The sequence below is a fragment of the Methanosarcina sp. DH2 genome, from assembly GCF_020804225.1.
Taxonomy (GTDB): Archaea; Halobacteriota; Methanosarcinia; order Methanosarcinales; family Methanosarcinaceae; genus Methanosarcina.
The window spans coordinates 108,267-129,228 of record NZ_WJBI01000014.1 but is presented as its reverse complement, the minus strand read 5'-3'; the positions used below and the strand labels follow the sequence as shown (position 1 = coordinate 129,228).

General features: G+C 41.3%; 28 protein-coding genes. 20 read left to right on the top strand and 8 right to left on the bottom strand.

Going from position 1 to position 20,962, the window contains the following annotated elements; translation table 11 throughout:
- Positions 1 to 12: 12 nt before the first annotated feature.
- The gene (locus tag FXV91_RS14530; RefSeq protein ID WP_229391401.1) at positions 13 to 612 is read left to right on the top strand and encodes an RloB family protein; all 600 of its coding nucleotides are present in this window, start codon (positions 13 to 15) and stop codon (positions 610 to 612) included.
- A 27-nt stretch (positions 613 to 639) separates the two neighbouring features.
- On the opposite strand, the gene FXV91_RS14525 is transcribed toward FXV91_RS14530, so the two are convergent.
- A complete protein-coding gene (locus tag FXV91_RS14525; protein WP_229391400.1) occupies positions 640 to 852 on the bottom strand; it encodes a hypothetical protein in 213 nt (70 codons plus the stop codon).
- Positions 853 to 1,220: 368 nt separating this feature from the next.
- Between FXV91_RS14525 and FXV91_RS14520 the strand changes: the two genes are divergently transcribed.
- Complete coding sequence (locus FXV91_RS14520) at positions 1,221 to 1,970, top strand: restriction endonuclease (RefSeq protein WP_229391399.1); 750 nt, start codon at positions 1,221 to 1,223, stop codon at positions 1,968 to 1,970.
- A 245-nt stretch (positions 1,971 to 2,215) separates the two neighbouring features.
- Here FXV91_RS14520 and FXV91_RS14515 read toward each other — a convergent pair.
- A protein-coding gene (locus tag FXV91_RS14515; protein ID WP_229391398.1) for an IS5 family transposase occupies positions 2,216 to 3,029 on the bottom strand; the annotation gives its coding sequence in 2 pieces (ribosomal slippage) (positions 2,216 to 2,801 and positions 2,800 to 3,029; 816 coding nt in all).
- A 688-nt stretch (positions 3,030 to 3,717) separates the two neighbouring features.
- On the opposite strand from FXV91_RS14515, the gene FXV91_RS14510 reads away from it, so the two are divergent.
- A complete protein-coding gene (locus FXV91_RS14510; RefSeq protein ID WP_229391397.1) occupies positions 3,718 to 4,203 on the top strand; it encodes a hypothetical protein in 486 nt (161 codons plus the stop codon).
- 78 nt (positions 4,204 to 4,281) lie between these two features.
- Here the strand turns inward: FXV91_RS14510 and FXV91_RS14505 are convergent.
- The 4 genes from FXV91_RS14505 to FXV91_RS14490 form a co-directional block, all read right to left on the bottom strand.
- A protein-coding gene (locus FXV91_RS14505) for an IS5 family transposase (protein ID WP_229391396.1) occupies positions 4,282 to 5,087 on the bottom strand; the annotation gives its coding sequence in 2 pieces (ribosomal slippage) (positions 4,282 to 4,310 and positions 4,310 to 5,087; 807 coding nt in all).
- A 146-nt stretch (positions 5,088 to 5,233) separates the two neighbouring features.
- On the bottom strand, positions 5,234 to 5,965 hold the full coding sequence (locus tag FXV91_RS14500) for a hypothetical protein (protein WP_229391395.1): 732 nt from the start codon (positions 5,963 to 5,965) through the stop codon (positions 5,234 to 5,236).
- Positions 5,966 to 6,832: 867 nt separating this feature from the next.
- Positions 6,833 to 7,357, bottom strand: a complete 525-nt coding sequence (locus FXV91_RS14495) for a hypothetical protein (protein WP_229391394.1) — start codon at positions 7,355 to 7,357, stop codon at positions 6,833 to 6,835.
- Between the two features lie 15 nt (positions 7,358 to 7,372).
- Positions 7,373 to 7,633, bottom strand: coding sequence for a hypothetical protein (locus tag FXV91_RS14490; protein ID WP_229391393.1), 261 nt, complete (start codon positions 7,631 to 7,633; stop codon positions 7,373 to 7,375).
- A 99-nt stretch (positions 7,634 to 7,732) separates the two neighbouring features.
- On the opposite strand from FXV91_RS14490, the gene FXV91_RS14485 reads away from it, so the two are divergent.
- Positions 7,733 to 7,930: a hypothetical protein gene (locus FXV91_RS14485; protein WP_229391392.1), complete on the top strand. Its 198-nt coding sequence runs from the start codon at positions 7,733 to 7,735 to the stop codon at positions 7,928 to 7,930.
- Complete coding sequence (locus FXV91_RS14480; RefSeq protein ID WP_229391391.1) at positions 7,927 to 8,577, top strand: hypothetical protein; 651 nt, start codon at positions 7,927 to 7,929, stop codon at positions 8,575 to 8,577. The genes FXV91_RS14485 and FXV91_RS14480 overlap by 4 nt, the downstream gene beginning before the upstream one ends.
- 12 nt (positions 8,578 to 8,589) lie before the next feature.
- Here FXV91_RS14480 and FXV91_RS14475 read toward each other — a convergent pair whose 3' ends face one another.
- Complete coding sequence (locus FXV91_RS14475) at positions 8,590 to 8,820, bottom strand: hypothetical protein (RefSeq protein ID WP_229391390.1); 231 nt, start codon at positions 8,818 to 8,820, stop codon at positions 8,590 to 8,592.
- A gap of 1,292 nt (positions 8,821 to 10,112) precedes the next feature.
- On the opposite strand from FXV91_RS14475, the gene FXV91_RS14470 reads away from it, so the two are divergent.
- The 6 genes from FXV91_RS14470 to FXV91_RS14445 all read left to right on the top strand — a co-directional run bounded on the left by FXV91_RS14470 (position 10,113) and on the right by FXV91_RS14445 (position 14,900).
- Positions 10,113 to 10,268: a hypothetical protein gene (locus FXV91_RS14470; protein WP_164477250.1), complete on the top strand. Its 156-nt coding sequence runs from the start codon at positions 10,113 to 10,115 to the stop codon at positions 10,266 to 10,268.
- Between the two features lie 329 nt (positions 10,269 to 10,597).
- Complete coding sequence (locus tag FXV91_RS14465) at positions 10,598 to 11,767, top strand: RNA-guided endonuclease TnpB family protein (protein WP_048038466.1); 1,170 nt, start codon at positions 10,598 to 10,600, stop codon at positions 11,765 to 11,767.
- A gap of 42 nt (positions 11,768 to 11,809) precedes the next feature.
- Entirely contained in the window at positions 11,810 to 12,076 is a 267-nt protein-coding gene (locus FXV91_RS14460) for a hypothetical protein (protein ID WP_229391389.1), read from the top strand.
- Positions 12,077 to 12,340: 264 nt separating this feature from the next.
- Positions 12,341 to 12,745 (top strand): hypothetical protein, encoded by a 405-nt coding sequence (locus tag FXV91_RS14455; protein ID WP_229391388.1) that lies wholly within the window; start codon positions 12,341 to 12,343, stop codon positions 12,743 to 12,745.
- A 37-nt stretch (positions 12,746 to 12,782) separates the two neighbouring features.
- Positions 12,783 to 14,621 (top strand): PASTA domain-containing protein, encoded by a 1,839-nt coding sequence (locus FXV91_RS14450; RefSeq protein ID WP_229391387.1) that lies wholly within the window; start codon positions 12,783 to 12,785, stop codon positions 14,619 to 14,621.
- A gap of 15 nt (positions 14,622 to 14,636) precedes the next feature.
- Positions 14,637 to 14,900 (top strand): hypothetical protein, encoded by a 264-nt coding sequence (locus FXV91_RS14445; RefSeq protein ID WP_229391386.1) that lies wholly within the window; start codon positions 14,637 to 14,639, stop codon positions 14,898 to 14,900.
- A 698-nt stretch (positions 14,901 to 15,598) separates the two neighbouring features.
- Here FXV91_RS14445 and FXV91_RS14440 read toward each other — a convergent pair.
- Positions 15,599 to 15,784, bottom strand: a complete 186-nt coding sequence (locus FXV91_RS14440; protein ID WP_229391385.1) for a hypothetical protein — start codon at positions 15,782 to 15,784, stop codon at positions 15,599 to 15,601.
- A 57-nt stretch (positions 15,785 to 15,841) separates the two neighbouring features.
- On the opposite strand from FXV91_RS14440, the gene rpl3p reads away from it, so the two are divergent.
- Genes rpl3p through FXV91_RS14395 form a run of 9 tightly spaced genes read left to right on the top strand, consistent with a single transcriptional unit; the run spans position 15,842 to position 20,960 of the window.
- Positions 15,842 to 16,855, top strand: coding sequence for a 50S ribosomal protein L3 (gene rpl3p, locus FXV91_RS14435; RefSeq protein ID WP_229391384.1), 1,014 nt, complete (start codon positions 15,842 to 15,844; stop codon positions 16,853 to 16,855).
- Positions 16,856 to 16,861: 6 nt separating this feature from the next.
- Positions 16,862 to 17,623 carry a 50S ribosomal protein L4 gene (rpl4p, locus tag FXV91_RS14430; RefSeq protein WP_229391383.1) on the top strand — a complete coding sequence of 254 codons (762 nt, stop codon included), beginning with the start codon at positions 16,862 to 16,864 and terminating at the stop codon, positions 17,621 to 17,623.
- Entirely contained in the window at positions 17,620 to 17,868 is a 249-nt protein-coding gene (locus FXV91_RS14425) for a 50S ribosomal protein L23 (protein WP_048126218.1), read from the top strand. Before rpl4p ends, FXV91_RS14425 begins: the two co-directional genes overlap by 4 nt.
- A 9-nt stretch (positions 17,869 to 17,877) precedes the next feature.
- On the top strand, positions 17,878 to 18,594 hold the full coding sequence (locus FXV91_RS14420) for a 50S ribosomal protein L2 (RefSeq protein WP_229391382.1): 717 nt from the start codon (positions 17,878 to 17,880) through the stop codon (positions 18,592 to 18,594).
- A gap of 15 nt (positions 18,595 to 18,609) precedes the next feature.
- Positions 18,610 to 19,020, top strand: coding sequence for a 30S ribosomal protein S19 (locus FXV91_RS14415; RefSeq protein WP_229391381.1), 411 nt, complete (start codon positions 18,610 to 18,612; stop codon positions 19,018 to 19,020).
- Between the two features lie 11 nt (positions 19,021 to 19,031).
- Positions 19,032 to 19,487: a 50S ribosomal protein L22 gene (locus FXV91_RS14410; protein WP_229391380.1), complete on the top strand. Its 456-nt coding sequence runs from the start codon at positions 19,032 to 19,034 to the stop codon at positions 19,485 to 19,487.
- Positions 19,488 to 20,435, top strand: a complete 948-nt coding sequence (locus FXV91_RS14405; protein WP_229391379.1) for a 30S ribosomal protein S3 — start codon at positions 19,488 to 19,490, stop codon at positions 20,433 to 20,435.
- The gene (gene rpmC / locus FXV91_RS14400; RefSeq protein WP_229391378.1) at positions 20,435 to 20,638 is read left to right on the top strand and encodes a 50S ribosomal protein L29; all 204 of its coding nucleotides are present in this window, start codon (positions 20,435 to 20,437) and stop codon (positions 20,636 to 20,638) included. Before FXV91_RS14405 ends, rpmC begins: the two co-directional genes overlap by 1 nt.
- Positions 20,628 to 20,960 carry a ribonuclease P protein component 1 gene (locus FXV91_RS14395; RefSeq protein WP_229391377.1) on the top strand — a complete coding sequence of 111 codons (333 nt, stop codon included), beginning with the start codon at positions 20,628 to 20,630 and terminating at the stop codon, positions 20,958 to 20,960. The genes rpmC and FXV91_RS14395 overlap by 11 nt, the downstream gene beginning before the upstream one ends.
- Positions 20,961 to 20,962: the final 2 nt, after the last annotated feature.

Sequence of the window (20,962 nt, the reverse complement as noted above, 5' to 3'; positions counted from 1 at the left end):
GGAATTGATAAAATGGTAAGGCGCTCAGGAAAAATATCTGTAAATACTGCTTGGATCTTTTGTGAAGGAAAAACCGAATATAATTATTTTGTTCAATTTAGGGCAAAGGAAAGAATTCGCGGGTTGCAGATTAAACCTATAGTTTGTGAAGATAAAAATATTGTCGGATTAGTAAATTATTCAATAGATTATCAAAAACACCATGCTAGAGATTTTCTTAAAGGTGACTCAATTTTTTATGTTTTTGATAGAGATGCTAATACAAACGAAGATCTGAGGCAAGCTGAAGAAATTATACGTGATGCCAACCAGCAATTAATTTTATCTAATCCTTGTTTTGAATACTGGATTCTTTCACACTTTGAACATTATTTTGAACCCATAGAGCCTAAACCACTCGAAAGGAGATTGCGGAGATTTCTTAACTCATATGAGAAAAATGATCCAAATATTTATAATAAAACAAAAGAAAGAATTGGAACTGCAATGGAACATTCCAAAAAGGTTTGTCAAATACATCTGGATAATAGAGTGAAAATCCTTAGTGAAGAAAGCAATCCTTCTACAATGATTTTTCAATTGGTAGAGATAATTAACAAGTATAAGACATAACTTAGTTATTTTCAAAATCCAGTTTGTTTATTCAAACTCGTTCTGCCATCCACACTTAGGGCAAACTAATTTAATTCCAGATATCTGACCCACATCTACGTTTTCACAAAGTGCATTCTCGCAATTTCCACAAACGTAATTTGTATTTCCTTTACCAACAAAAATTGGAATATTCTCATTACTGCTCACTGTTCTAAATCCCGCTTCAGGTAGTGCTGTCACCTTCATTTGTATGTCCATAATCTGACCTCTATTTTAATTAAATAGATTTAGTATTTATTAACCAAAATGTAAACTGTACACTCTTACACTGTATTATATAGATTTTCTTTTAATCATCTAGTTTCTAAAGTTTAAATCGACTGTAACCTAATTATAAAAGTTAAGATTTACACCCACATAATGCACCTGCATGCAATATTACCTGATTCCAGAATAGGCAGATAGAAAAAAATCAAAAAATCCATAAGCAAGCAGTTGATTAAACATTAAACTGTTTTCAGAGAATGCGGAAAAAACTCATTTGTAAATTCTGGTAGTATCAAGCTTTTCTAATAACGGGGAATGTACCGGAAGTAGGTTGTAAGACCTATTAAGGAGGAAATATAGTGTCGTGGAAAGATGTAGGGCAGGAATTGGAAGACTTTGTTCAAAATGTTTATTCAGCTTCATTAAAAAACGAACATCTGAAAAACGCAAAGATTGAAAAGAATCACATCGAAATCGGAAGATCTGGAGCTAAACACGAGTTCGATGTCTTTTACGAAATTAAAATAGCGGGAATATATCATAGAGTCGGAATAGAGTGCAAAAACCATAATCGAAAGATAACAAAGGGGATGCTTCAGGAATTTAAAGCAAAACTTGATGATTGTAATAATATTCGTGGCTTTATGGTATCAGCTAAGGGATATCAAGAAGGTGCTAAAACTCTTGGGAAACATTATGGTATTGAACTAATAAACGCCGACGAGCTACCAAACATATATGGACTATTGCTTGCACATACTGAATGCCTTGTACCAAATGAAAACGTTTATGGCGATCCTTTTTGGACTATCATGCAGTTAACTGAAGACGGGAAAAATGCGGGTTCGTATTATTCACCCACTGCTGAAAGAATGATAGTATTGTTCTTATCGAAAAAATCTGCTGAGAGGGTATTAACAGCGAGTGGAGCAAAAGGTCATGCTGTTTTCGGAGTTAGCAGACCACATTTGAGAGCTATTTGCTACATGTCAAAATTCTTCAATGCCAAGCTAGCAATTGCCAGCAAATTGCGATTAGAGCCTGACGGCAGACTACTCACATTTGAGCACTCTTACGATGAAATATTAACAGAGTTTGACATGGAGTAAGTTTTCTTGAATCAAAAACGTATACACTTTCGTAGAGTAACATATCAAATAAAAAGGGGATTGAAATAAATGAATACAAAACTATGTCCAATGAGATCATATGACAGTAGCAAAACAGAACAAATAGGTTCGGCGATTGCACCAATGGTTTCATCAACGATCATAACCGAATTTTCAGAATGCATTGAAGATCGATGTGCTTGGCATGACTCAAGGTCTAAGAGGCTGTCTTAAAATTATTTTTCCTATTTGGTAGAAGATTTTATTCTCTCCATTCTTTTTATCATTATATGAATCATCGCCGCATATATGAATGCTTGACTTGATTCTGTCAATCGTTCGTAATCTTTACTCAAACGTCGATATCGACCCAACCATCCAAATGTACGCTCTACTACCCATCTTCTAGGAAGTACCTGAAATCCTTTAACATCATCACTGCGTTTTACTATTTCTAGTATCCAACCACAAACTGAGTTGACCCAATCAATTAGTTGACCTGAATAACCAGCATCAGCCCATATAAGCTTCAATCGAGGAAATGAATCCTTAACTTGTTCCAAAACAAGTTTTGCTCCGTCTCGATCCTGGATGTTTGCTGTATGAACTACAACTATCATCAATAGCCCTATTGTGTCCACCAGAATGTGCCGTTTTCTCCCTTTAACTTTCTTGGAGGCATCATAGCCACGTACTCCTGGTGTTTCTGTTGTTTTAACTGATTGGCTATCTAAAATTGCTGCACTTGGATCTGGTTTTCTACCGTATGCAATTCTCAGTTCAGAATGAAGTACAGCATTTATGTGTTCCCAAACTCTATCGTTCCTCCAAACGGAAATAATGGTAAACTGTTTTCCATGGAGGAAAATCATGGGGTAACATACGCCATGCACAACCAGAACGCAGTAAATAAAAGATGGCATTCAAGATCTCTCGATAGGAATGAATGCGTTTTTTACCTCTATTTGTTCTAGGAGTGGGGATATGAGGCTTAATTATTTCCCATTGTTCATCAGATAAATCACTTTGATAAGGAATTCTTTTACGTTGTTCCAACATTAATGAACAAACTGTCTACAAAGAATTATATAATTTTAAGACACGCTCTAAGTGAGGATTCCTATTTACCATCATTCTAAGAGGCAACTAAAGCAATGTATAAATTGAAAGCATTGTCTTCCTGCTCGCGACTCGGTGCTCAATTCGGGAAGGTTGGCCCTGGTGGCCCAGCTCGGGCAAGGCTTGGTTAAGGTAGCTGTCGATATTGGATAGCGCCGCCCGAAAGCCATCGCTCCCAGGTATTTTGATTCGCTATAAGAGCACGGCTTGGATATGAACACCATCCTAGATGATGGGATGAATTATTTTTAGATGAATACTTCGCAGCTTGCTCAGCTTATCCAGTTCCAGCTTATCCACAAGCTATGAGAAGCTAAGAAGGAACCTGGAAAGACTGAGGAATCCAGGGCTGAGAAGATCGAGAAGTATCTGCAATCGCCACCAGACCATAGAGCCACATTTGAGACTTTGAAAGGAATGCTCCAGGTCGAGATGGGGTGTGGTGTAGAGTCCCGAATGTTTCCCTTTATAATACCTAGCGATTTCTTTTAAATTTACTCTATTTCATTAAAATCACTCTCCATTCTGGACAGGAATAAATTTAGCTTACTTACAGGGGTTGTGGTGAAAAATCTTAAATATAGGCATAATAATATAAAGAAAGGGGAATTAAAACAAGGAGGATTTTATGGAAGGGTATCTTAAGCTGAAAGAACAAAGTTCTGGCAATACTCGTGCAAGAGGCAGAGTAGATATGGAGGAAACTGACACTCATTATATATTTACGGTCCATATTTGGACCAAGGTGAGTGGGCGTCTTGAGACAGGCAATGGAACTGCTACGTTTATCATGTTTGGTGAAGGAGACAATGTCGTATCTACCTTGATTGTAGGCGAACATGCTTCAACAGATGCGTTAAAGACATCTGATGAAGATCATAATTCTCAAGAGAGACAGTATCGGAAGGCATACTATGACACCAATGTATACAGTGAGATGTTGATTGTGAATGCCCGTCAAATTAGCAATACCCCAAATAATCCAGCAGAGGTTCTTGTTTGGTTGCATGACGTTGGTGGGGCCGGGTTACGAGAACTTCGGGCTCAAGCACTCAAGGAAGGCAAAGGAGCTATTAGGGAAGGTGAAAATTTTATCATTAGGGTCTTAAAATAGGTCGTCCCGTTTTATCAGGTTGATGTTTTGAAACGCCTGAATCTAAGAGGCTGTCTTGAAATTACATTTTCTCATTTTTTATGATTTTATCTTAGCCAGTCTTTTCACATAATATGAATCATAGCAGCATAAATGAATGCTTGACTTGATTCTGTCAATCCTTCGTAATCTTTACTTAAACGTCGATATCTCCCTAACCATCCAAATGTACGTTCGACCACCCATCTTCTAGGAAGTATCTGAAAACCTTTGATATCATCACTACGCTTTACTATTTGCAATATCCAACCGCAAACATAATTGACCCAATCAATGAGTTGCCCTGAATAACCAGCATCAGCCCATATAAGCTCCAATCGAGAAAATTTACCCTTAACTTGCTCCAGAACAAGTTTAGCTCCATCTCTATCCTGAATATTTGCCGCATGAACTACAACAATTAACAATAGCCCTATCGTGTCCACTAGAATGTGACGCTTTCTCCCTTTAACCTTCTTAGCTGCATCATAGCCACGCGTTCCTGGAGTTTCTGTTGTTTTGACTGACTGGCTATCTAAAATAGCGGCACTAGGTTCTGATTTCCTGCCACATGCAACTCTCTGATCAGTTCTCAATGCAGCATTTATGCATTCCCAAACTCCGTCATTCCTCCAAACACGGAAATAATGGTAGACAGTTTTCCAGGGTGGAAAGTCGTGGGGTAACAGTCGCCAGGCACAACCAGAACACAGCAAATAGAAGATCGCATTTAATATCTCTCGATAAGGATGAATGCGTTTTCTACCACTATTAGTTTGAGTAGTAGGGAGATGGGGCTTAATTATTTCCCATTGTTCATTTGATAAGTCACTTTGATAAGGAATTCGTTGACGTTGTTCCATCATTAACGAACAAACTGTCTACCAAGCATTATATAATTTTAAGACACGCTCTAAGATGTGTGGGAACTATCCTTAGCGAAGAGTTTCGATTTAACCAAAGGGAAATAAAGGCTTGTATAATTTCAAAGTAAACGAAAGAACAAAAGACATCAATGAACTTTGTCGGGTTCAAATGATTGATCTTTCGAATCGACCACTTCTTTTTTTGAAAAATTTATTAATTCTTCAATATTTGACGAAATTTCGTGCATATCTCCTTGTATCTTCTTAATCGAATTTAGAACATCGCGTTTATATGCGCCTCCTGTACTCATTCCATTTGCTGGTAACGAGGAGAAATCGATCAGATATACTGAATCGTATTCTTTACCCACGCTATTTGTATATTCAATTTTCATTTTCAGATAGTTTTTTGAATTAAGCTCACGAACGTCATTAAGTGAGGTTGAAAAAATTCTCATTTTTTGATTAGGTGCAATGTACTCGATTCCTGTTTTAATGAGGTATATCTCTGATAACTGATAAATCTTTGATAAGCGTTCACTTTTATAATAGATAAAGTCTGACAATACCGCGAACTTTATATCACGAGCAAGTCCCAACCCAATGTTTTGTATGAACATATCTGTTATTTCATTGTGTTCATCTCTAGGTTCGATAAATGCATATACATTTGGCTCTGTCTGCACCTCTCTCATTTTACTAGTTTCTGAAACTAATTTCCATGTAAGTACAGCATATACAACCGTTGATATAGCTACAATTCCTGAAAATAATAGATTTAATGAGGAATTATCTGGATTACTAATCCACTTTGTGATCTCAATCAAACTTGAGGATATAACGATTAAAGTGGACAATATAATGGTTAAAGCTGACAATAGAGTGTGCCTCTTAATAGGAATTTGATGCCAATATCTAGCAGATACAAAACCATAGTAATTTAGTAAAATTATCTTTCTGTCGAAATTTACAGAATTTCATTAAAAGCAGTTAGCTCTAATGTGATTTCTCTTTTTCGTTTTTCTTTAAGCAAGTATATAATAGCAAAAATCTAAAACAGCCTTATGCGCTGGAAAGCGCTTCCAACAATGGTATATTAATATAATGGTTTTTCAATTTTGAATGGAACTGTATACAGAAAGTTATAAAAAAAATACCACCCTAGATAACTAAGGTTGAGGATCAGTCGGTATTACTGGGAATAGTACTGGCTGAATTGCCACCTTATTTTCACTTTATTTTCACCAAATTTTGACTTTGAATTTGTCTTGTTTTTTGTCTTGTATTATATCTTGTTTTTATATTGCTTTAATTGTAATTTTTTTGTTTGATTAGTACCCACTAATTGAACATTTAATCATAGATAATTTTCAGATTGAAAATAATCAAAAAAATGTAAATGATTTAGACGCCCCACAATCAATTTTCATAAGCGTATTGGGTGATTCCATTCTACCTTAAAGAAAATATGCCTCCTAGGGCTTGAGAATAATTGGTTTCCGCACATTGCTAAGTATTTTGCTCACGGATTAACCAATTCTCCGTGCATTTCTTCTGACCATAAAATCTATCAAATTTTTGTATTGATCCTGGCGGATGCGTACTACCCGACGGGAGTCATGTGTTGTGGTTACGAATTTGATATTTTTAAATGTTTTTAAAAGTTGAGGCGGAACCTTACGAGTTTGGTAAGATTCCAAAAAAATTGATTCGATGGTTGCATTAAGGTTGTCGCCAGACATGGTTCAAACCCCTGAAACGTCTCCAGAAAAAATAACGGAATCGTCATCATGCGTCCCATAATCGATTATATATTCAGTAGGATCAATCTCGATTGACATGTGCCCATCCATGATCTCACATGTATAATCAATTTGATATGGTGCATTCTCGTTCAATTTCGCAACGAATAGGACTCGCTTGCGGATTATAGCAATTGAATTAAAATCAAAATCATCGTCCAGATCGAACTCACCTTCTATCTCAACCCCTTCTCCTAATTCAGTGCCCTCTTCGATCTCAAAACCATCTTCTGATTCAGGATCATCTTCAAGCTCGGTTTCTATTTCGAAATTTTCTTCCAAATCAATATGAAGAATTGTCACTAACTCTTGTTTGATTTCGATTCCATGACGAATTTTCCATGAATCAATCGTTTCAGGCTGAATTAAAATCGAATACAGCAATTTTTTTGTGACTTCTTGTTTCAATCTAAGACTTTCAAGATTTTCGTGGTCTTCTTCATGATATATTTGGTTTTCAGTTTGCATTTTCATCCCCCTATCTTAAATATCCCCCGAGAAAATAACAGAATCGTCTTTGAGAGTCGCTGAGATAGCATTAACCGAAGCTACTTTGCCATTTTCGATAATGGAACAGAAAAACTCAAAGACCGGACCAGGGACCTTTATACAATTTTCCCCTAGATTCACAGATGTGTCTGGAACTAAACTGACCTGAACTGATGTTTTTTCAACTGTTTTGAATGACGTTAAACAGGTGCTGAAAAAACGCATTTGAATTGTATCATAATTTACATTTGTCATGACATGCCACTCCATTTTGCATATTATAAGCATACTATAGTATGCAAAGATTATATACTACTCAAATGTATTTATACTTTTGTTTACTATGATATGTATATGGTAAACAACTCGGGGAAAGAAAGAATCACTATCACAGTGAGCCCTTATATTAAAAAGAAATTGGCAAAGTATGTGGGAAAGGGAAAGGAAAACGCGATGTTTTCTTCAATAAGTGATGCGGCGAACACGGCGCTAATTGAGATGCTGTTCAGAATTGAACAAGAAGAAAAGAATGAAAATGAGGTCAATAAATGAATTCGTCTGAGTTTCCACAAAGGGGTTATTTGTTGGCGGCTCCTGCTTCAATTTCTTTCAAGAAGAAAGGAGGAAAAAAGTATCAAAGTTCTTTGACGTGTAAAGCTAAAGCTTATCTCGGGTTTAATAAAGCCGGAAAGATTATATTTAGCGTTGTGGGATCAACAAACGATGAAAATATCAAAATAACGGTTTCAAAATATTACTTACTTCAGATGCTAATGTGTCATTTGTGCCTGAGACCAATCCAAAAAGGAAGTCAACAAAATCTCTGGGACTATAAAGGAATTCTGAAGAAAAACGGGGTAGTTCCCATAGATCTTGAAGGGAAGAGTTTAGATGAAATTAAAGACGAATATCAACAGGTTAAAAGTCTGTTAGAAGAATTCCTTTCAGTAGCAAGCCTGAAAGATCAAGAAAAGGCAAAGAAACAATACGAGAATTTGATAGAAGCCAAATACAAGATTGATGTACTTACAGAAATCGAAAGATCCCAGAAGATTCTGGACCTTATGAATCCTCCAAAAGAGATTCGAAAAAAGGAGATCAATAAACTAAGCCTTCATTTTACTAAAGAATCAGAGGCTGATGAACCCCTACACTACCTATCAGGCACTTGGAGAAAAAAAGAAAAAAGGAGGGAATGAAATCATAAGTTATCAGCCGTTGCTTGTGGGGTATTTTTCCTTATACGATTGAAATCCCTTCAAATGGCTTTGTCTTTTTTGCCCAGATTCACTCATCTGTTTGTCGAATTCATCCCTAGAAAGAACAAGGGGCCCTGGGTAATCCCCAGGCTTAACCTTTTTAGGTGCTACAGTGAAAGAACTTTTTAATTTATTAGACAACTCTTCCACACTTGATTTTTGGAGCTCCAATGCACGTTCCAATTTTAGCTGCCGAACCTCTTGGTTTTGAAGGATCTTTGTAATTTCTTCTACATGCCCTTTATTCTGAAGCGCGTCGATGTTCTCTGAAACTACAGAATAATTAATGACTCTGGATGATCCACATTTCGAGCAAACCGGTCGTTTAGCTCTAGATAAATAAACTCTCTTGCAATGAAAACAAAAAACCGGTCGTTTAGCACAAAGGTTCGCCTGCTTCGGGGCTGATCCGTATCTTTGACTCATATACTTGAATATACGTTACTAATACATATATATTTTTGCAAATAGCCAGGTATAGTTTGAAATAAACACATATTAAAGTCGAATAACAGCAAATAGACACTTTAGGTATATAGGATAATGTCCAATAGATTCAAATAAATAGAGTAAAATCAGTAAAATAGATTTCAATAGTTAAAAATAAAAACAGGTTAAAAATGAGGCTATATATATTCATATATGGATTGATTTGGAGCCTAGACTTTAACGCGCGCCCGGTCCAAATTAAAAATTATCAAACCATATATTTAAACGATTTATATAAGCGGTCAATAATAATTTGAGGGAGATTATCATCATTCTTTGCTTTTCCAGAATCCATGAGGCATTTTTTATGCCCTGATACCCGAGCGACTGTAAGGCGATCTACGACGTTTATTTTACATACCACATGAAAAAGGTATTCCCCTCCGGCAGGTCGTCAAGCCATGGGAGGGACAGTCAATCATACTCTAATGATCCCCCATTCAGCAAGTCTTTTTTGTATATCCCTCATCTCATAATCAGTAAAACTCAGACTCTGATAATGCCCAGGCTGTCCGACAATTCATTTTCAAGTCCAAATCATGTAAATAAAGGTGTCTAAAACCTTTAAATCGAAAAAGAAGGAATTCTTTTATTACTGATAGTAATTGTCGGACAGCCTCCTTAGGGTGGCCGCACGCAATTTGATTTTTTTCAGTAATTTTTTCTTGAGCTCATTTTTGAAAACTCTACAGTTTCTCCAAAAGCAGCCACTTATTAAGTACCAATTTTCAGAAACTATGTTTCCTAAAGTTATTTACTCATCTAACGTCTAGCTATGTACAATCGTATCTTACGATTAAATAGTGGGTCGGAGTATAATTCAGGGAAAGAATAAATAAGGTGGCATATATTCAGATTCGATAAATGCAATTAGGTAATAATATTCGCCTATGCCTCTAATTCATTATATGGGAATAAAATACGTAGTTACCGCCTGTTAAAAAACCTAATTGAAAACTGAAGTTAAAACGAGTGGGTGATATTTAGTGGAGTACGTAAAAAAAATCTGTCCGATTTGTGGGAATGAGTTTGTAGTCCTGAAAAAGGTTGAGGAAAAGGCAATCTACTGTAAACTTGAGTGCCTTTCAGCATCTCAGGGGAAGATGAAGAAAGAGAAAGCTTCCTCTTTAGTGTATCTCTAAATTTATACTGTATCATTGTAAACAGTAGAATTTATTCTCTTTCAACTCTTCATATTTTTTAATTAACTTTCTTCTTTTTTTATTAATAAAGTTTTCTCCTTTGGATTCTATAGCGTGTTTTCTTCGTAAAAGTTCAGAGGGTGTAAAGGTTAATACTTTGCAAATATTTTTTAAGTAAATTTGTTATCTTTTTAACAAAGTGTTTTATGATAAATAAGCAGGATTCCCGTTACTTTAGTGGCGGGAGGAATGCGTCATCTTAACAACTCCTGCATAAGTATAATTTTCACACGAAATCTCTAAATACATTTGTGTGAATCAGAGATATTATGGAATCCACAAAAACAATACAATTGAAAATACTTAATCCAGATTTTAATTTAGTGGAAACCATGCAAAAATACAGTAAAGGTATGAATTATACATCTAATGTTGTTTTTGAACATGGAAAAATAATACCTGCTATGAAATTACAAAAAATGGTATATCCTTATCTTCGAGAAAATATAGGCTTGAAATCTCAGGTAAGCTGTACTATACCAAGACAAGTAGCAGGAACATACAAAACAATAGTAAAACTGGCAAAAATAGGTATGAGTTATTGGCAGAAAGTAGTTTATTCTCCTACTTCTATGACATTATCATACAAGAGAGATTATACGATAACTGAAAATTCGGTAAGTATTACTACTTTCAGTCACGGAAGAAACACATACCAAATCCAGAACTATGAATATGCATTACAATTTTTTAAATCTCCGTGGAAATTTGAAGCGTCTAAAGTTGTGAAACACAAAGATGGAGATTACTATTTCCATCTCACTGTATCTCAAGAGCTTCCGGACCAGAAAATAGAGAACGCTTCTACTTTTATGGGAGTTGATGTAGGTATTAATTATCTCGCTGTTGCTTCTACTACTGATAAGAAATGTAAATTTTTTGCAGGAGGAGAAATCAAAAACAAGAGAAATATCTACAAAGAAATGAGAGCAAGATTACAATCTAAGGGAACTTTGTCAGCTAAACGTGTACTGAAACGGCTAGCAGGCAAAGAGAAACGTCTAATGACAGATGTTAATCATTGTATCTCTAAAGCAATTGTAAAATTCGCAATTGAAAATAGTGTTTCTGTAATCGGTTTAGAGGACTTGACAGGTATCAGAGATCATACTAATAACAAGTTGAGAAAGAAACAAAAATATCTCCATAATAGTTGGGCTTTCTATCAGTTACAGCAATTCATTGAATATAAAGCCAAAAATGCTGGAATCATAACCGAGTATGTAAATCCAGAATATACATCTCAGACTTGTTGTAGATGTAACCACATCTCTAAAAATAATAGAAACGGATTAACGTTTCGATGTAAAGCATGTGGTTTCGATCTTAATGCTGATTTGAATGGTGCTCAGAATATCGAACACAGAACACGTGACTATAGGTATATCTTAGAGTCACAGGGGTGTAAGTCACCCACCCATACGGATAATATGATCTGAGAAATCAGGGATATCCATGCTTGTCACTTTAGTGACGAGTAGTTGACGTTAAATAACCAATCAAAGATCAGCGGCAGTATGGAGTCCGGCGGGCTTGCAAAACTCCTCTTCGGAAAAAGCAAGGGGAGCTTTGAAAATACAACTACCGTTGCCTATACCTCCACGTTTAATGCAAAATACAGCTCTAAATATTCCTTTAAGGAAGAAGGCACAAGCCTGCTGAGGACAACCCTCAGGCCTGTCCCTGCCCCTGAGAGGACAATTCCCAAGGTAACGGTTAAGGTTGCTGCGGCAGCCAGCCCTAACTAAAGCCTCCGATAAAATATTTCTTACTACTGAAAGGCTCCTTTGAAATAATGGGGAACCTGACTGTAGTTGCGGCAGGTATGGCTCTGAAATACCCTTTTTACAGGCTGGCTGTACTGCCGTGTTTTTTTATATCCTTTTCAGGACTTATTTCAAGGATTTATTCAAGGATTTATTCAAGGATTTATTCAAAGATTTATTCAAGAACTTATTTCCATAACTTATTTCCATAACTTATTTCCAGGACTACTTCAAGGAGTTGTTATTGTGGTTAATGACGGGGAAGAAATCGGAGAAGTGCTTATTACCCCTCTTTCCAGGCTTCTGGGGGAAGTCGGGCGTTCCGTTGCTGAGACTCAGCAGGCTCTTGACCGAAATTCCATAAAGACCCAGATAGTAATTGATGAAGAAAAAGCCCTAAGCGGGTATGACATTCAAGCTGCATGGTATCACATTCCCGAGGTAGACCTTGAGCTCAAGATGTCGCTTACTGTGAAGCTTGAAGAAGAAAGAGACTCTAAAAACCGGATAAGGGGCTACAGGCCTGTCCTCAATGCTTCTCCCCTTAATGCCTCGTACAACTCCCTTTACAGTTATGATGTGCAGGGCTCAAGCTGTATCAAAGCGAAAATAGTGTCCATTCCGGCATCTTCAAGGGTGAGGGAGGAATAATGCCCCTGTCAGGAAATTTTCTTTCTGGAGGAACGGAATGACAAATATAAGTGATCTCAGGAGCAGCCTGGAAGTATTCAGGAAAGCAGGGACAATAGATTCGAGCAGTTATTCAAGCCTTGTGGCTAAACTGAATAACACGGAAGTCGAGTTTCAATCCATTCAAAAGGAAGCCCTCGCCTATAAAGAAAGTTCGGAAAAGCTGCTTCTGGAAAAACTCTTCCTTGAACAGGAAAAAAGCAGCCTTGCAGCGCAGGTGACAAGGCTCTCAAATGAGAAAGCAGAACTTGAGTCCCGGATTTCTATTTTGCAGAAAAGCAGGCCTGTAATCTCTTCTTCAAACCTTGTCAGTTCTTTTGCCTCCTCACTTGCAGAAATGGACAGAGGGCTCAAGAAAGTGCAGTCCGGCCCAAAGTACCTTGTCAGCAGCATGAATGTGACCCTGAAAACCAATATTGCTCTCGAAGGGGAGGAACTGAGGTTCCAGATGCCAAAAGCCGATGACATCATCAGCCCTGAAAACCTCAGCACAATAGAGTTTTCTCTAAAGGCGGTTCCCGAAAAATCGGGTATTGGTTCTTATAAAGAGGTTCCTGCTCTTGTGGGGCTCTCAAAAGAAGAAGCTGAAAACAAACTATTTGAAGCAGGCTTTAAGGCAGGAGATATCCTTGAGAAGGAGAGCAGCATGCCTCAGGGTACGGTTATAACCCAGCTCCCTTCGGAAAGCTCCCTTGCAGAACCTGGGGCATATGTAGACCTTACAGTATCAAAAATTTCGTCTGTAAAAGTCCCGGACCTTGCAGGGCTCGGGCTTGATGCTGCAAAAACCCTCATTGAAAAATCGCGGCTCCGACTTGAAGGGGTCAAAGAAAAGCCTTCGAACAGCACACCCGGTACAGTCCTTGCCCAGAGCCTCACTCCGGGTTCGGAAACCGAAGTTAATTCTGCAATTGTCCTTACGGTTTCTGTAAAGGTCTTCAAAGTTCCAAACCTGCTCGGGCTTGAGCTTGAAAGCGCAAAGCAGGTCATAGAAAAGTCCGGGCTCCAGCTGGGTGGAGTAAGAGAGCAGCTCTCGCGCGGGAACCCGGGAATTGTGCTTGCGCAGAACCCCAAACCAGGACTTGAAGTTGAAGCAAACTCAAAAGTTGACCTTATCGTCTCAGCAGGAGAAAAGGAAGTAGTACTTGAAAAACCAGTTCAGTCTTTTCCCGGAACCGTTGTAAAAGAACCGGCGAATATAGTCCCTGCCGAGCCACTCCCGAAGCCGCAGCCCGAAATCATATCTAAGGTATCCGGGGACAATTCTGCCGGTGTACCTTTAGTCAATCTGCATGCGGAAGCTCCGATAAAGATCTCAGCAGAAACTCCGGTAAAGACCTCCTCAGAAACTCAAGTGCAGACCCGGGCCGAAACCTCAGTTAAATTTCCGGCCCAGGTTGAGAATTCGGTAGAGAGTTCAGTAAAACCTCTCAATAAGGGAGCCCTTTCCGGAGAAACCACTCCAGCGGGAACTACTCTCAATACTGCTGCTCAAAATACTGCTGCCTTGGATACTGCTATTCCAAATACTGCCTCCCTAAATACTGCCGCCTCCCTGAAAGTACAAACTGCAGTACCTCCTGAACCGAAGCCTGAATTGGTTCCGGACATCATCGGCATGCCTCTTGAAAAGGCGGTTTCTTTACTCGGAGCTCAGGGGATAAAGGTCGGAACGGTTTCGGAAGCCATCTCGACTGTTGCTGCCGGTACGGTTATAAGCCAGAACCCGGGGGCAGGCTCTGCGGTTAACCTGTCGGTCCCGGTCAGCCTTGCAGTCTCAATACCGGCGCCTGTAACTCAATTGCGCTCCAGTACCTTTTCCAGGCTTAAACTTTGATCTGCAGGTTTTTCGATGCCAATTGAAACATATCTTATAAAGGTTGCAGAAAATGCTACTGCCCTTCAGGTCCAGGGAATCCTTAAAGTAGTCCTCGGGTCAGGAGGGAGAATCGAAATGGTGGCAGGAAGAACAATTATTGCCAGCCTTGACAGCAGCTCTGCCGAATTAGTCCGGAAAACACAGGGTGTGGCACTTGCAGGCGGAATCAACTTCAGGGGCAGGAAGATCCCTAAAATTGTAAAAAATGTTTCTGATGAAAAACAGGCAGGTTCCTGAGATTTAGCCGGACTCTGTACCCATCCGGAAGTCTTCGGATACCTTTTTTTCAGGAATTTTGCTTCAAGGTCCATCCAGGGTGCTGGTAAATAGTGAAGATCTGTCAGCCTCAATGTATTATATAGTGTTCTATATAATGTTCCATATGTCTGTGTAATTCCTGCAGCTTTTAACTCTTTAATTTCTCATCTTTTTTCTCCCCTGCCATTGATTCCTCTTTCTTATTTTTCCCCTCCATCTGCAAAGGCTTTATATATTAGATGTGCTATTTAAAGGCAAAGTACATCAGAGATGTGAAGTTTCAGGTATTTTCGTACTTGAAACATTTAATCAGATCAATGTGATGCTTAATGCTAAACTCCCGGAAATCTCCGGAAGTAAGGGCTTTCTGCCGTTGCGGTAGAATTCCTGCATTGAATATAAACCAGTGAGAAAAGTCGGATTAACATGAGTGTCAAAGGGCCAATGCTTTGAAACGCCCGCTTTTGACGCCTTCGAGGCGTCTAAAATCGCACGAAACTGTTTCAGGTTTTCGATGAATTGCGGTTGCAGTTGCTGAATACTGAAGTTTCAAATCAGGTTAACTGAGTTAGAAATCAGGTTACTGAATACTGAAGTTTCAAAATCAGATTGCTATATGTTTCAAATCAGGGCCGAGTGCCTGGATTTGGGTCTGCCAGGATCGTAAGGTCGGTCCTTTAATCTATGTTTCCTGCCGAAGCAGGAACATAAGGGAACCGAATATCTGCAGATGCCTGAAGGAATGTAGGGTACCAGGAGCATAAAGCTCCGGTCTGCTCGAGGCTTTCCGCCGGCAGGTCTGAACGACATCCCTCCCCCACCTGGTAGCGTTCGGGGAATCCAGCGCATTTCTCTTTTGTCACCCATATTGCTCCGACCGGAGGGGCTGGTATTTCAATTGAAGTTTACGGAGTAGAAATATGGCAAGCATACACCGACCAAAACGAGGTTCCCTCGCATTCAGTCCGCGCAAGAGGGCCAAGAGCCACATTCCAAGGTTCAGGGCCTGGCCGGAAGCTACGGGCGAGCCAAAGCTGCAAAGTTTTGCAGGTTATAAGGTGGGTATGACCCACGTGATTATGGTTGATGACGTAAAGAACAGCCTTACCCAGGGTATGGAGATCTCCGTACCTGTGACTGTAATCGAAACTCCTGCAATAAGGGTCGCAGCTATCCGGGCTTACACCGAAGACAGCACCGGGGAAAAGGCAATCGCCGAGGTATGGGCATCAGACCTTGATCCTGAACTCAAACGCAGGATCCCCATCCCTGCAGCAGAAAACCAGGCTGAAGCTCTTGAAGCTATCGGAAAGCTGATCGAAGAAGGCAGAATAAGCGATGTCAAGGCAGTTGTCTATACTCTTCCAAAGAGCCTTACCGGTGTCCCCAAAAAGGTGCCGGATATCATGGAATCCGGGATCAGTGCCAGGGACCTCAGCACCAAATTCGAATATGCAAAGTCAATTCTCGGCACCCTTGTAAGCGTTACCGATATTTTCAAGAACGGAACACTTGTTGACACCGCCGCAATTACCATAGGTAAAGGTACCCAGGGCCCTGTAAAGCGCTGGGGTATTCAGCTGCAGAAGGGCAAGCACTCCAGGCAGGGAAGCCTCAGGCAGGTCGGTACCCTTGGTCCCTTCCACCCGGCTCGCGTTTCCTGGAGAGTTCCCCAGATGGGTCAGATGGGATACCACCAGAGGACTGAGTTTAACAAGCGTATCCTCAAGATCGGAACCGACGGAACGGAAGTCACTCCGGATGGCGGGTTCATTAACTACGGCCTTATCCGTGGAGACTATGTGCTGATTAAAGGCAGTGTCCCAGGGCCTTCCAAGAGGCTTATAAGGCTCAGAGATCCTATCAGGGCAAAAAAAGCCGACCTTGGCGAACCCAACATCCTGTACATAAGCAGGGAATCCAAGCAGGGGTGATCTAAGATGGCTACAGCAAAAACTATAGACCTTACAGGAAAAGCTGTCGGGGAAATTGAACTCCCTGCAGTGTTTGATGTAGACTACCGCCCTGACCTCATTAAAAAGGCAGTACTCGCAGCCCAGGCAAACAGGCTTCAGCCCTACGGTCCACGCCTCTATGCAGGTATGGAGACGTCGGCAAGAGGCTGGGGTTCCGGAAGGGGCGTATCCCATGTCCCAAGGCTCGTAAACAGCAGCAGGGCTGCAAGAGTCCCGCACGCAAAGGGAGGTCGGAGAGCTCACCCGCCAAAGCCGGAAACTGACAGGAGTGAGAAAGTTAACACTAAAGAGCGCCGCTATGCAATCCGCTCTGCAATCGCAGCAACCATAGACCCTACTCTCGTAAGCCTGAGGGGCCACATCTTTGAAGCTGAACTTCCGATTGTTGCGGTAAATGACCTTGAAAACCTCGAAAGGACAAAGCAGGTAATAGAATTCCTTGAAGCTGCTGGTCTGTATGAGGATGTACTCAGGGCAAAGTACGGAAGGCACATCAGAGCCGGCCGTGGGAAGCTCAGAGGCAGGAAATACAAGCATAAAAAGAGCGTCCTGATTGTTGCAGGAGAAAACTCTCCCATCATGAAGGCTGCAAGAAACCTTTCCGGAGTAGACGTCGTAACAGTCGACTCACTGAATGCCGAACTTCTCGCACCGGGCACTCACGCAGGTCGCCTTACTGTCTGGACAGAGTCTGCAATTGGAAAACTGGAGGGCGCATTCCAATGAGTTCTATCAATTATCCATTTGTTACTGAAAAAGCGATGATGCTGCTTGATGAAAACAAGCTTCAGTTTATCGTTGATACCAGGTCAAACAAAAAGCAGATCGTAGAAGATGTTGAGAAGATGTACGGATTCAAAGTAAGATCCGTGCGGACCATGACCACAATGAAGGGTATGAAGAAAGCAGTCCTTGCATTTGAAGAGCCTGAAGCGGCACATGAGATTGCAACCCGAATAGGACTTATGTGAGGTGTGATCATGGGTAAAAGACTGATATCACAGAACAGGGGTAGAGGCACTCCGACCTACAGAGCTCCTTCTCACAAGTTCAAGGCCGACCTCAGACATCCCCGTGTGGATGAAAATACTTCCCTTCAGGGAGAAGTCATAAACATCGAGCACGACCCTGCCCGTTCAGCCCCTATCGCAAAAGTTGCCTTTGAAAACGGAGAGGAACTTTTCCTTTTAGCTTCCGAAGGCGTTGCAATAGGGAATATAATCGAATGCGGAGACGATGCCGAGGTCAAGCCAGGGAATATTGTACCCATCGGAAATGTGCCTGAAGGTTTCTTCGTCTGCAACATCGAATCAAAGCCAAACGACGGCGGCAAATTTGTCCGTTCCTCCGGAGTATATGCAACCGTTGTGACCCACGAACCTACCAGAACCGCAGTGGCTATGCCCTCCGGGAACATAAAGTGGCTTAACCCGAAGTGCAGGGCAGTTGTCGGTATTGTTGCCGGCGGTGGCAGAGTTGACAAGCCCTGGCTCAAAGCCGGGAAAAAGTATCACAAACTGAAAACAAGGGCTGCAAAGTATCCGAGGGTTTCAGCTGTTGCCATGAACCCGCGTGACCACCCATTCGGTGGCGGTGCCTGGAAACACCCGGGGAAGCCAACCACGGTTAGCAGAAACGCCCCGCCTGGAAGAAAGGTCGGACTGATTGCAGCAAGAAGGACCGGAATGAAGCGCTGATGAGGTGTATTCGTTATGGCAAAGAAAATATCATCAAGGTTACCGAAGAGAAAGGGTGAGTATACCTACCGCGGGAAGACCGTCTCAGAACTTCAGGAACTGAGCCTCGAAGAGTTTGCAGAACTTCTGCCTTCAAGAGAGCGCAGGAGCATCAAACGCGGGTTTACCGACGGGCAGAAGAAAGTCCTTCACGAGTTCAAGGAAGGAAAGACGGTCAGGACCCACCACAGGGACATGATCATCCTCCCAGAAATGATCGGAACAGCTATCGAAATCCACAACGGGAAACAGTTTGTAAGTGTAGAGCTCCAGCCTGAAATGATAGGGCACCGCTTCGGAGAATTTGCACCTACAAGATCAAAAGTTAACCACGGCAGTGCCGGTGTGGGAGCAACCCGTTCAAGCAAGTTCGTACCGCTGAAATGAGGTGAAAGGGAATGGCAAAAATCAACTATTCAATTAATGGAGACCCTGAAACCACCTCTAAAGCAATGGGTTCCGAACTCCACATTTCCCCGAAGAAGTCCCGTGAAGTCTGCTGTAAAATTAAGGGCATGAAAGTCTCTGAAGCAAGGAAATTCCTTGAAGATGTAATTGTCTTGAAACAGGCAGTTCCTTTCAAGAGACACTCCGAAGGGGCAGGTCACAGGAAAGGTCCCATGGCTGGAGGAAGATACCCTGTCAGTGCTTCAAAAGAGATTTTAAAAGTCCTTAAAAATGCAGAGAGCAATGCCGAGTACAAAGGTCTCGAGCCCGCAAACATGTATATTACCCACGCTGCAATCCAGCGCGGAAGAGTAATTCACGGGTTCATGCCAAGGGCCAGAGGAAGGGCAACGCCTAAAGACACGGAAACTGTAAACATCGAGATGATCCTCTCCGAGGTGCGCTAAATGGCAATAGAGAGAAAGTTCGTCAATGACGGGTATGTCAAGGCCTCCATGGACGAGTATTTTGCAGAACAGCTTAGCAGAGCTGGATACGGCGGCATGGAGCTTAACAGGACCCCCATGGGCACCCAGATTATTATCTACTCCGAAAAGCCGGGAATGGTAATCGGGAAAGCCGGGAAGGTCATCAGAAAACTTACCCGCGACGTTGCAACCAAATACAACCTCGAAAACCCGCAGATTGACGCTCAGGAAGTCAAGAGACCTGAACTTAATGCCCAGATGATGGCGTCCAGGCTTGCAGCTTCCATTGAGAGAGGCTGGTATTTCAGGAAAGCCGGACACAACACCATTAGGGCAGTCATGAGTGCAGGCGCACTTGGCTGTGAAGTTGTAATCTCCGGAAAACTTACAGGTGCAAGGTCAAGAGTCGAAAAATTCATTGACGGGTACATAAAGCACTCCGGAAACCCTGTACAAGAAGTCGTAGATGAAGGGTTTGCAGTAGCAGTCAAAAAGCTCGGAACCCTTGGCTGCAAAGTCAGGATTATTCAACCTGGCGTTGTCCTGCCCGACTCATTCAGAGTTAAGGAATTAGCTGAAGTTATTGAGCCTGTTGAAAAGCCAGCCGAGAAACCGGCTGAGAAACCAGCCGAAGCTCCCAGAAAGGAAAGCGCAAAGGCAAAAACTTCTGCTCCTGCAGCTCCCGCAGCTCCCGTAACTCCTGCAACTCCTGTACAGGCACCCGTAGAAGAAGCTGAAATTGCAGAGCCTGAAGAAGCAGAAGAATCCCAGGTTGAATCATCCGAGGATTCCGAAGAAGCCGAACTTATCTATGTTGAAGGTTCAGAGGAAGTCCGCAGGCAGGTCAATGGCGTCTGGCAGCATAAGCATGAGAGCTATGACTACTGGCATCCAATGGCAAGGGTCCACAAGGAGGCTAAGGAATAATGGCAATTCTCAGGACCAACGAAATCCGGACCATGACAATCGAAGAGCGGGCTGACGAACTCGAAAACCTGAATAACGAACTGGTCAGGGAAAGAGCTCTTACCTCTGCAGGTGGAGCTCCGGATAACCCTGGCAGGATCGGAGAAATCAGGAGAACGATCGCCCGGATAAAGACAATTCAGCACGAGCTAAATGATATCTAAAGTGGAAATTCTGCCTTCGACTCTTATCTTTCATGAACTGATAGGGCTCGAGACTAAGGTAATTTGTTCCACTAATCCATCATTGATAGGAATCCGGGGCAGGGTAATCAACGAGACGAAAAATATGCTTGTAATAGAAAACTCCCGGTTCCGGGAACTGAAGATTCCCAAGGCGGATTCGGAATTTATCTTCCGGATCCCTGCCGAGCTCTCAGAAAAAGGCCGCAGATCCGATACATTCGTTAAAATTCAGGGAAACCTGCTGCTCTCACAACCCGAAAATCGGATCAAGAACATTAAAAAGCTACGTAAATGGGGCTAAAT

What these genes read in the sequence shown, in the direction of transcription:
- FXV91_RS14530 (WP_229391401.1), top strand. Translation starts at nt 13, where the DNA reads ATGGTAAGGCGCTCAGGAAAAATATCTGTAAATACTGCTTGGATCTTT.
- FXV91_RS14525 (WP_229391400.1), bottom strand. Translation starts at nt 852, where the DNA reads ATGGACATACAAATGAAGGTGACAGCACTACCTGAAGCGGGATTTAGA.
- FXV91_RS14510 (WP_229391397.1), top strand. Translation starts at nt 3,718, where the DNA reads ATGGAAGGGTATCTTAAGCTGAAAGAACAAAGTTCTGGCAATACTCGT.
- FXV91_RS14495 (WP_229391394.1), bottom strand. Translation starts at nt 7,357, where the DNA reads ATGCAAACTGAAAACCAAATATATCATGAAGAAGACCACGAAAATCTT.
- FXV91_RS14490 (WP_229391393.1), bottom strand. Translation starts at nt 7,633, where the DNA reads ATGACAAATGTAAATTATGATACAATTCAAATGCGTTTTTTCAGCACC.
- FXV91_RS14485 (WP_229391392.1), top strand. Translation starts at nt 7,733, where the DNA reads ATGGTAAACAACTCGGGGAAAGAAAGAATCACTATCACAGTGAGCCCT.
- FXV91_RS14480 (WP_229391391.1), top strand. Translation starts at nt 7,927, where the DNA reads ATGAATTCGTCTGAGTTTCCACAAAGGGGTTATTTGTTGGCGGCTCCT.
- FXV91_RS14465 (WP_048038466.1), top strand. Translation starts at nt 10,598, where the DNA reads ATGGAATCCACAAAAACAATACAATTGAAAATACTTAATCCAGATTTT.
- FXV91_RS14450 (WP_229391387.1), top strand. Translation starts at nt 12,783, where the DNA reads ATGACAAATATAAGTGATCTCAGGAGCAGCCTGGAAGTATTCAGGAAA.
- FXV91_RS14445 (WP_229391386.1), top strand. Translation starts at nt 14,637, where the DNA reads ATGCCAATTGAAACATATCTTATAAAGGTTGCAGAAAATGCTACTGCC.
- rpl3p (WP_229391384.1), top strand. Translation starts at nt 15,842, where the DNA reads ATGGCAAGCATACACCGACCAAAACGAGGTTCCCTCGCATTCAGTCCG.
- rpl4p (WP_229391383.1), top strand. Translation starts at nt 16,862, where the DNA reads ATGGCTACAGCAAAAACTATAGACCTTACAGGAAAAGCTGTCGGGGAA.
- FXV91_RS14425 (WP_048126218.1), top strand. Translation starts at nt 17,620, where the DNA reads ATGAGTTCTATCAATTATCCATTTGTTACTGAAAAAGCGATGATGCTG.
- FXV91_RS14420 (WP_229391382.1), top strand. Translation starts at nt 17,878, where the DNA reads ATGGGTAAAAGACTGATATCACAGAACAGGGGTAGAGGCACTCCGACC.
- FXV91_RS14415 (WP_229391381.1), top strand. Translation starts at nt 18,610, where the DNA reads ATGGCAAAGAAAATATCATCAAGGTTACCGAAGAGAAAGGGTGAGTAT.
- FXV91_RS14410 (WP_229391380.1), top strand. Translation starts at nt 19,032, where the DNA reads ATGGCAAAAATCAACTATTCAATTAATGGAGACCCTGAAACCACCTCT.
- FXV91_RS14405 (WP_229391379.1), top strand. Translation starts at nt 19,488, where the DNA reads ATGGCAATAGAGAGAAAGTTCGTCAATGACGGGTATGTCAAGGCCTCC.
- rpmC (WP_229391378.1), top strand. Translation starts at nt 20,435, where the DNA reads ATGGCAATTCTCAGGACCAACGAAATCCGGACCATGACAATCGAAGAG.
- FXV91_RS14395 (WP_229391377.1), top strand. Translation starts at nt 20,628, where the DNA reads ATGATATCTAAAGTGGAAATTCTGCCTTCGACTCTTATCTTTCATGAA.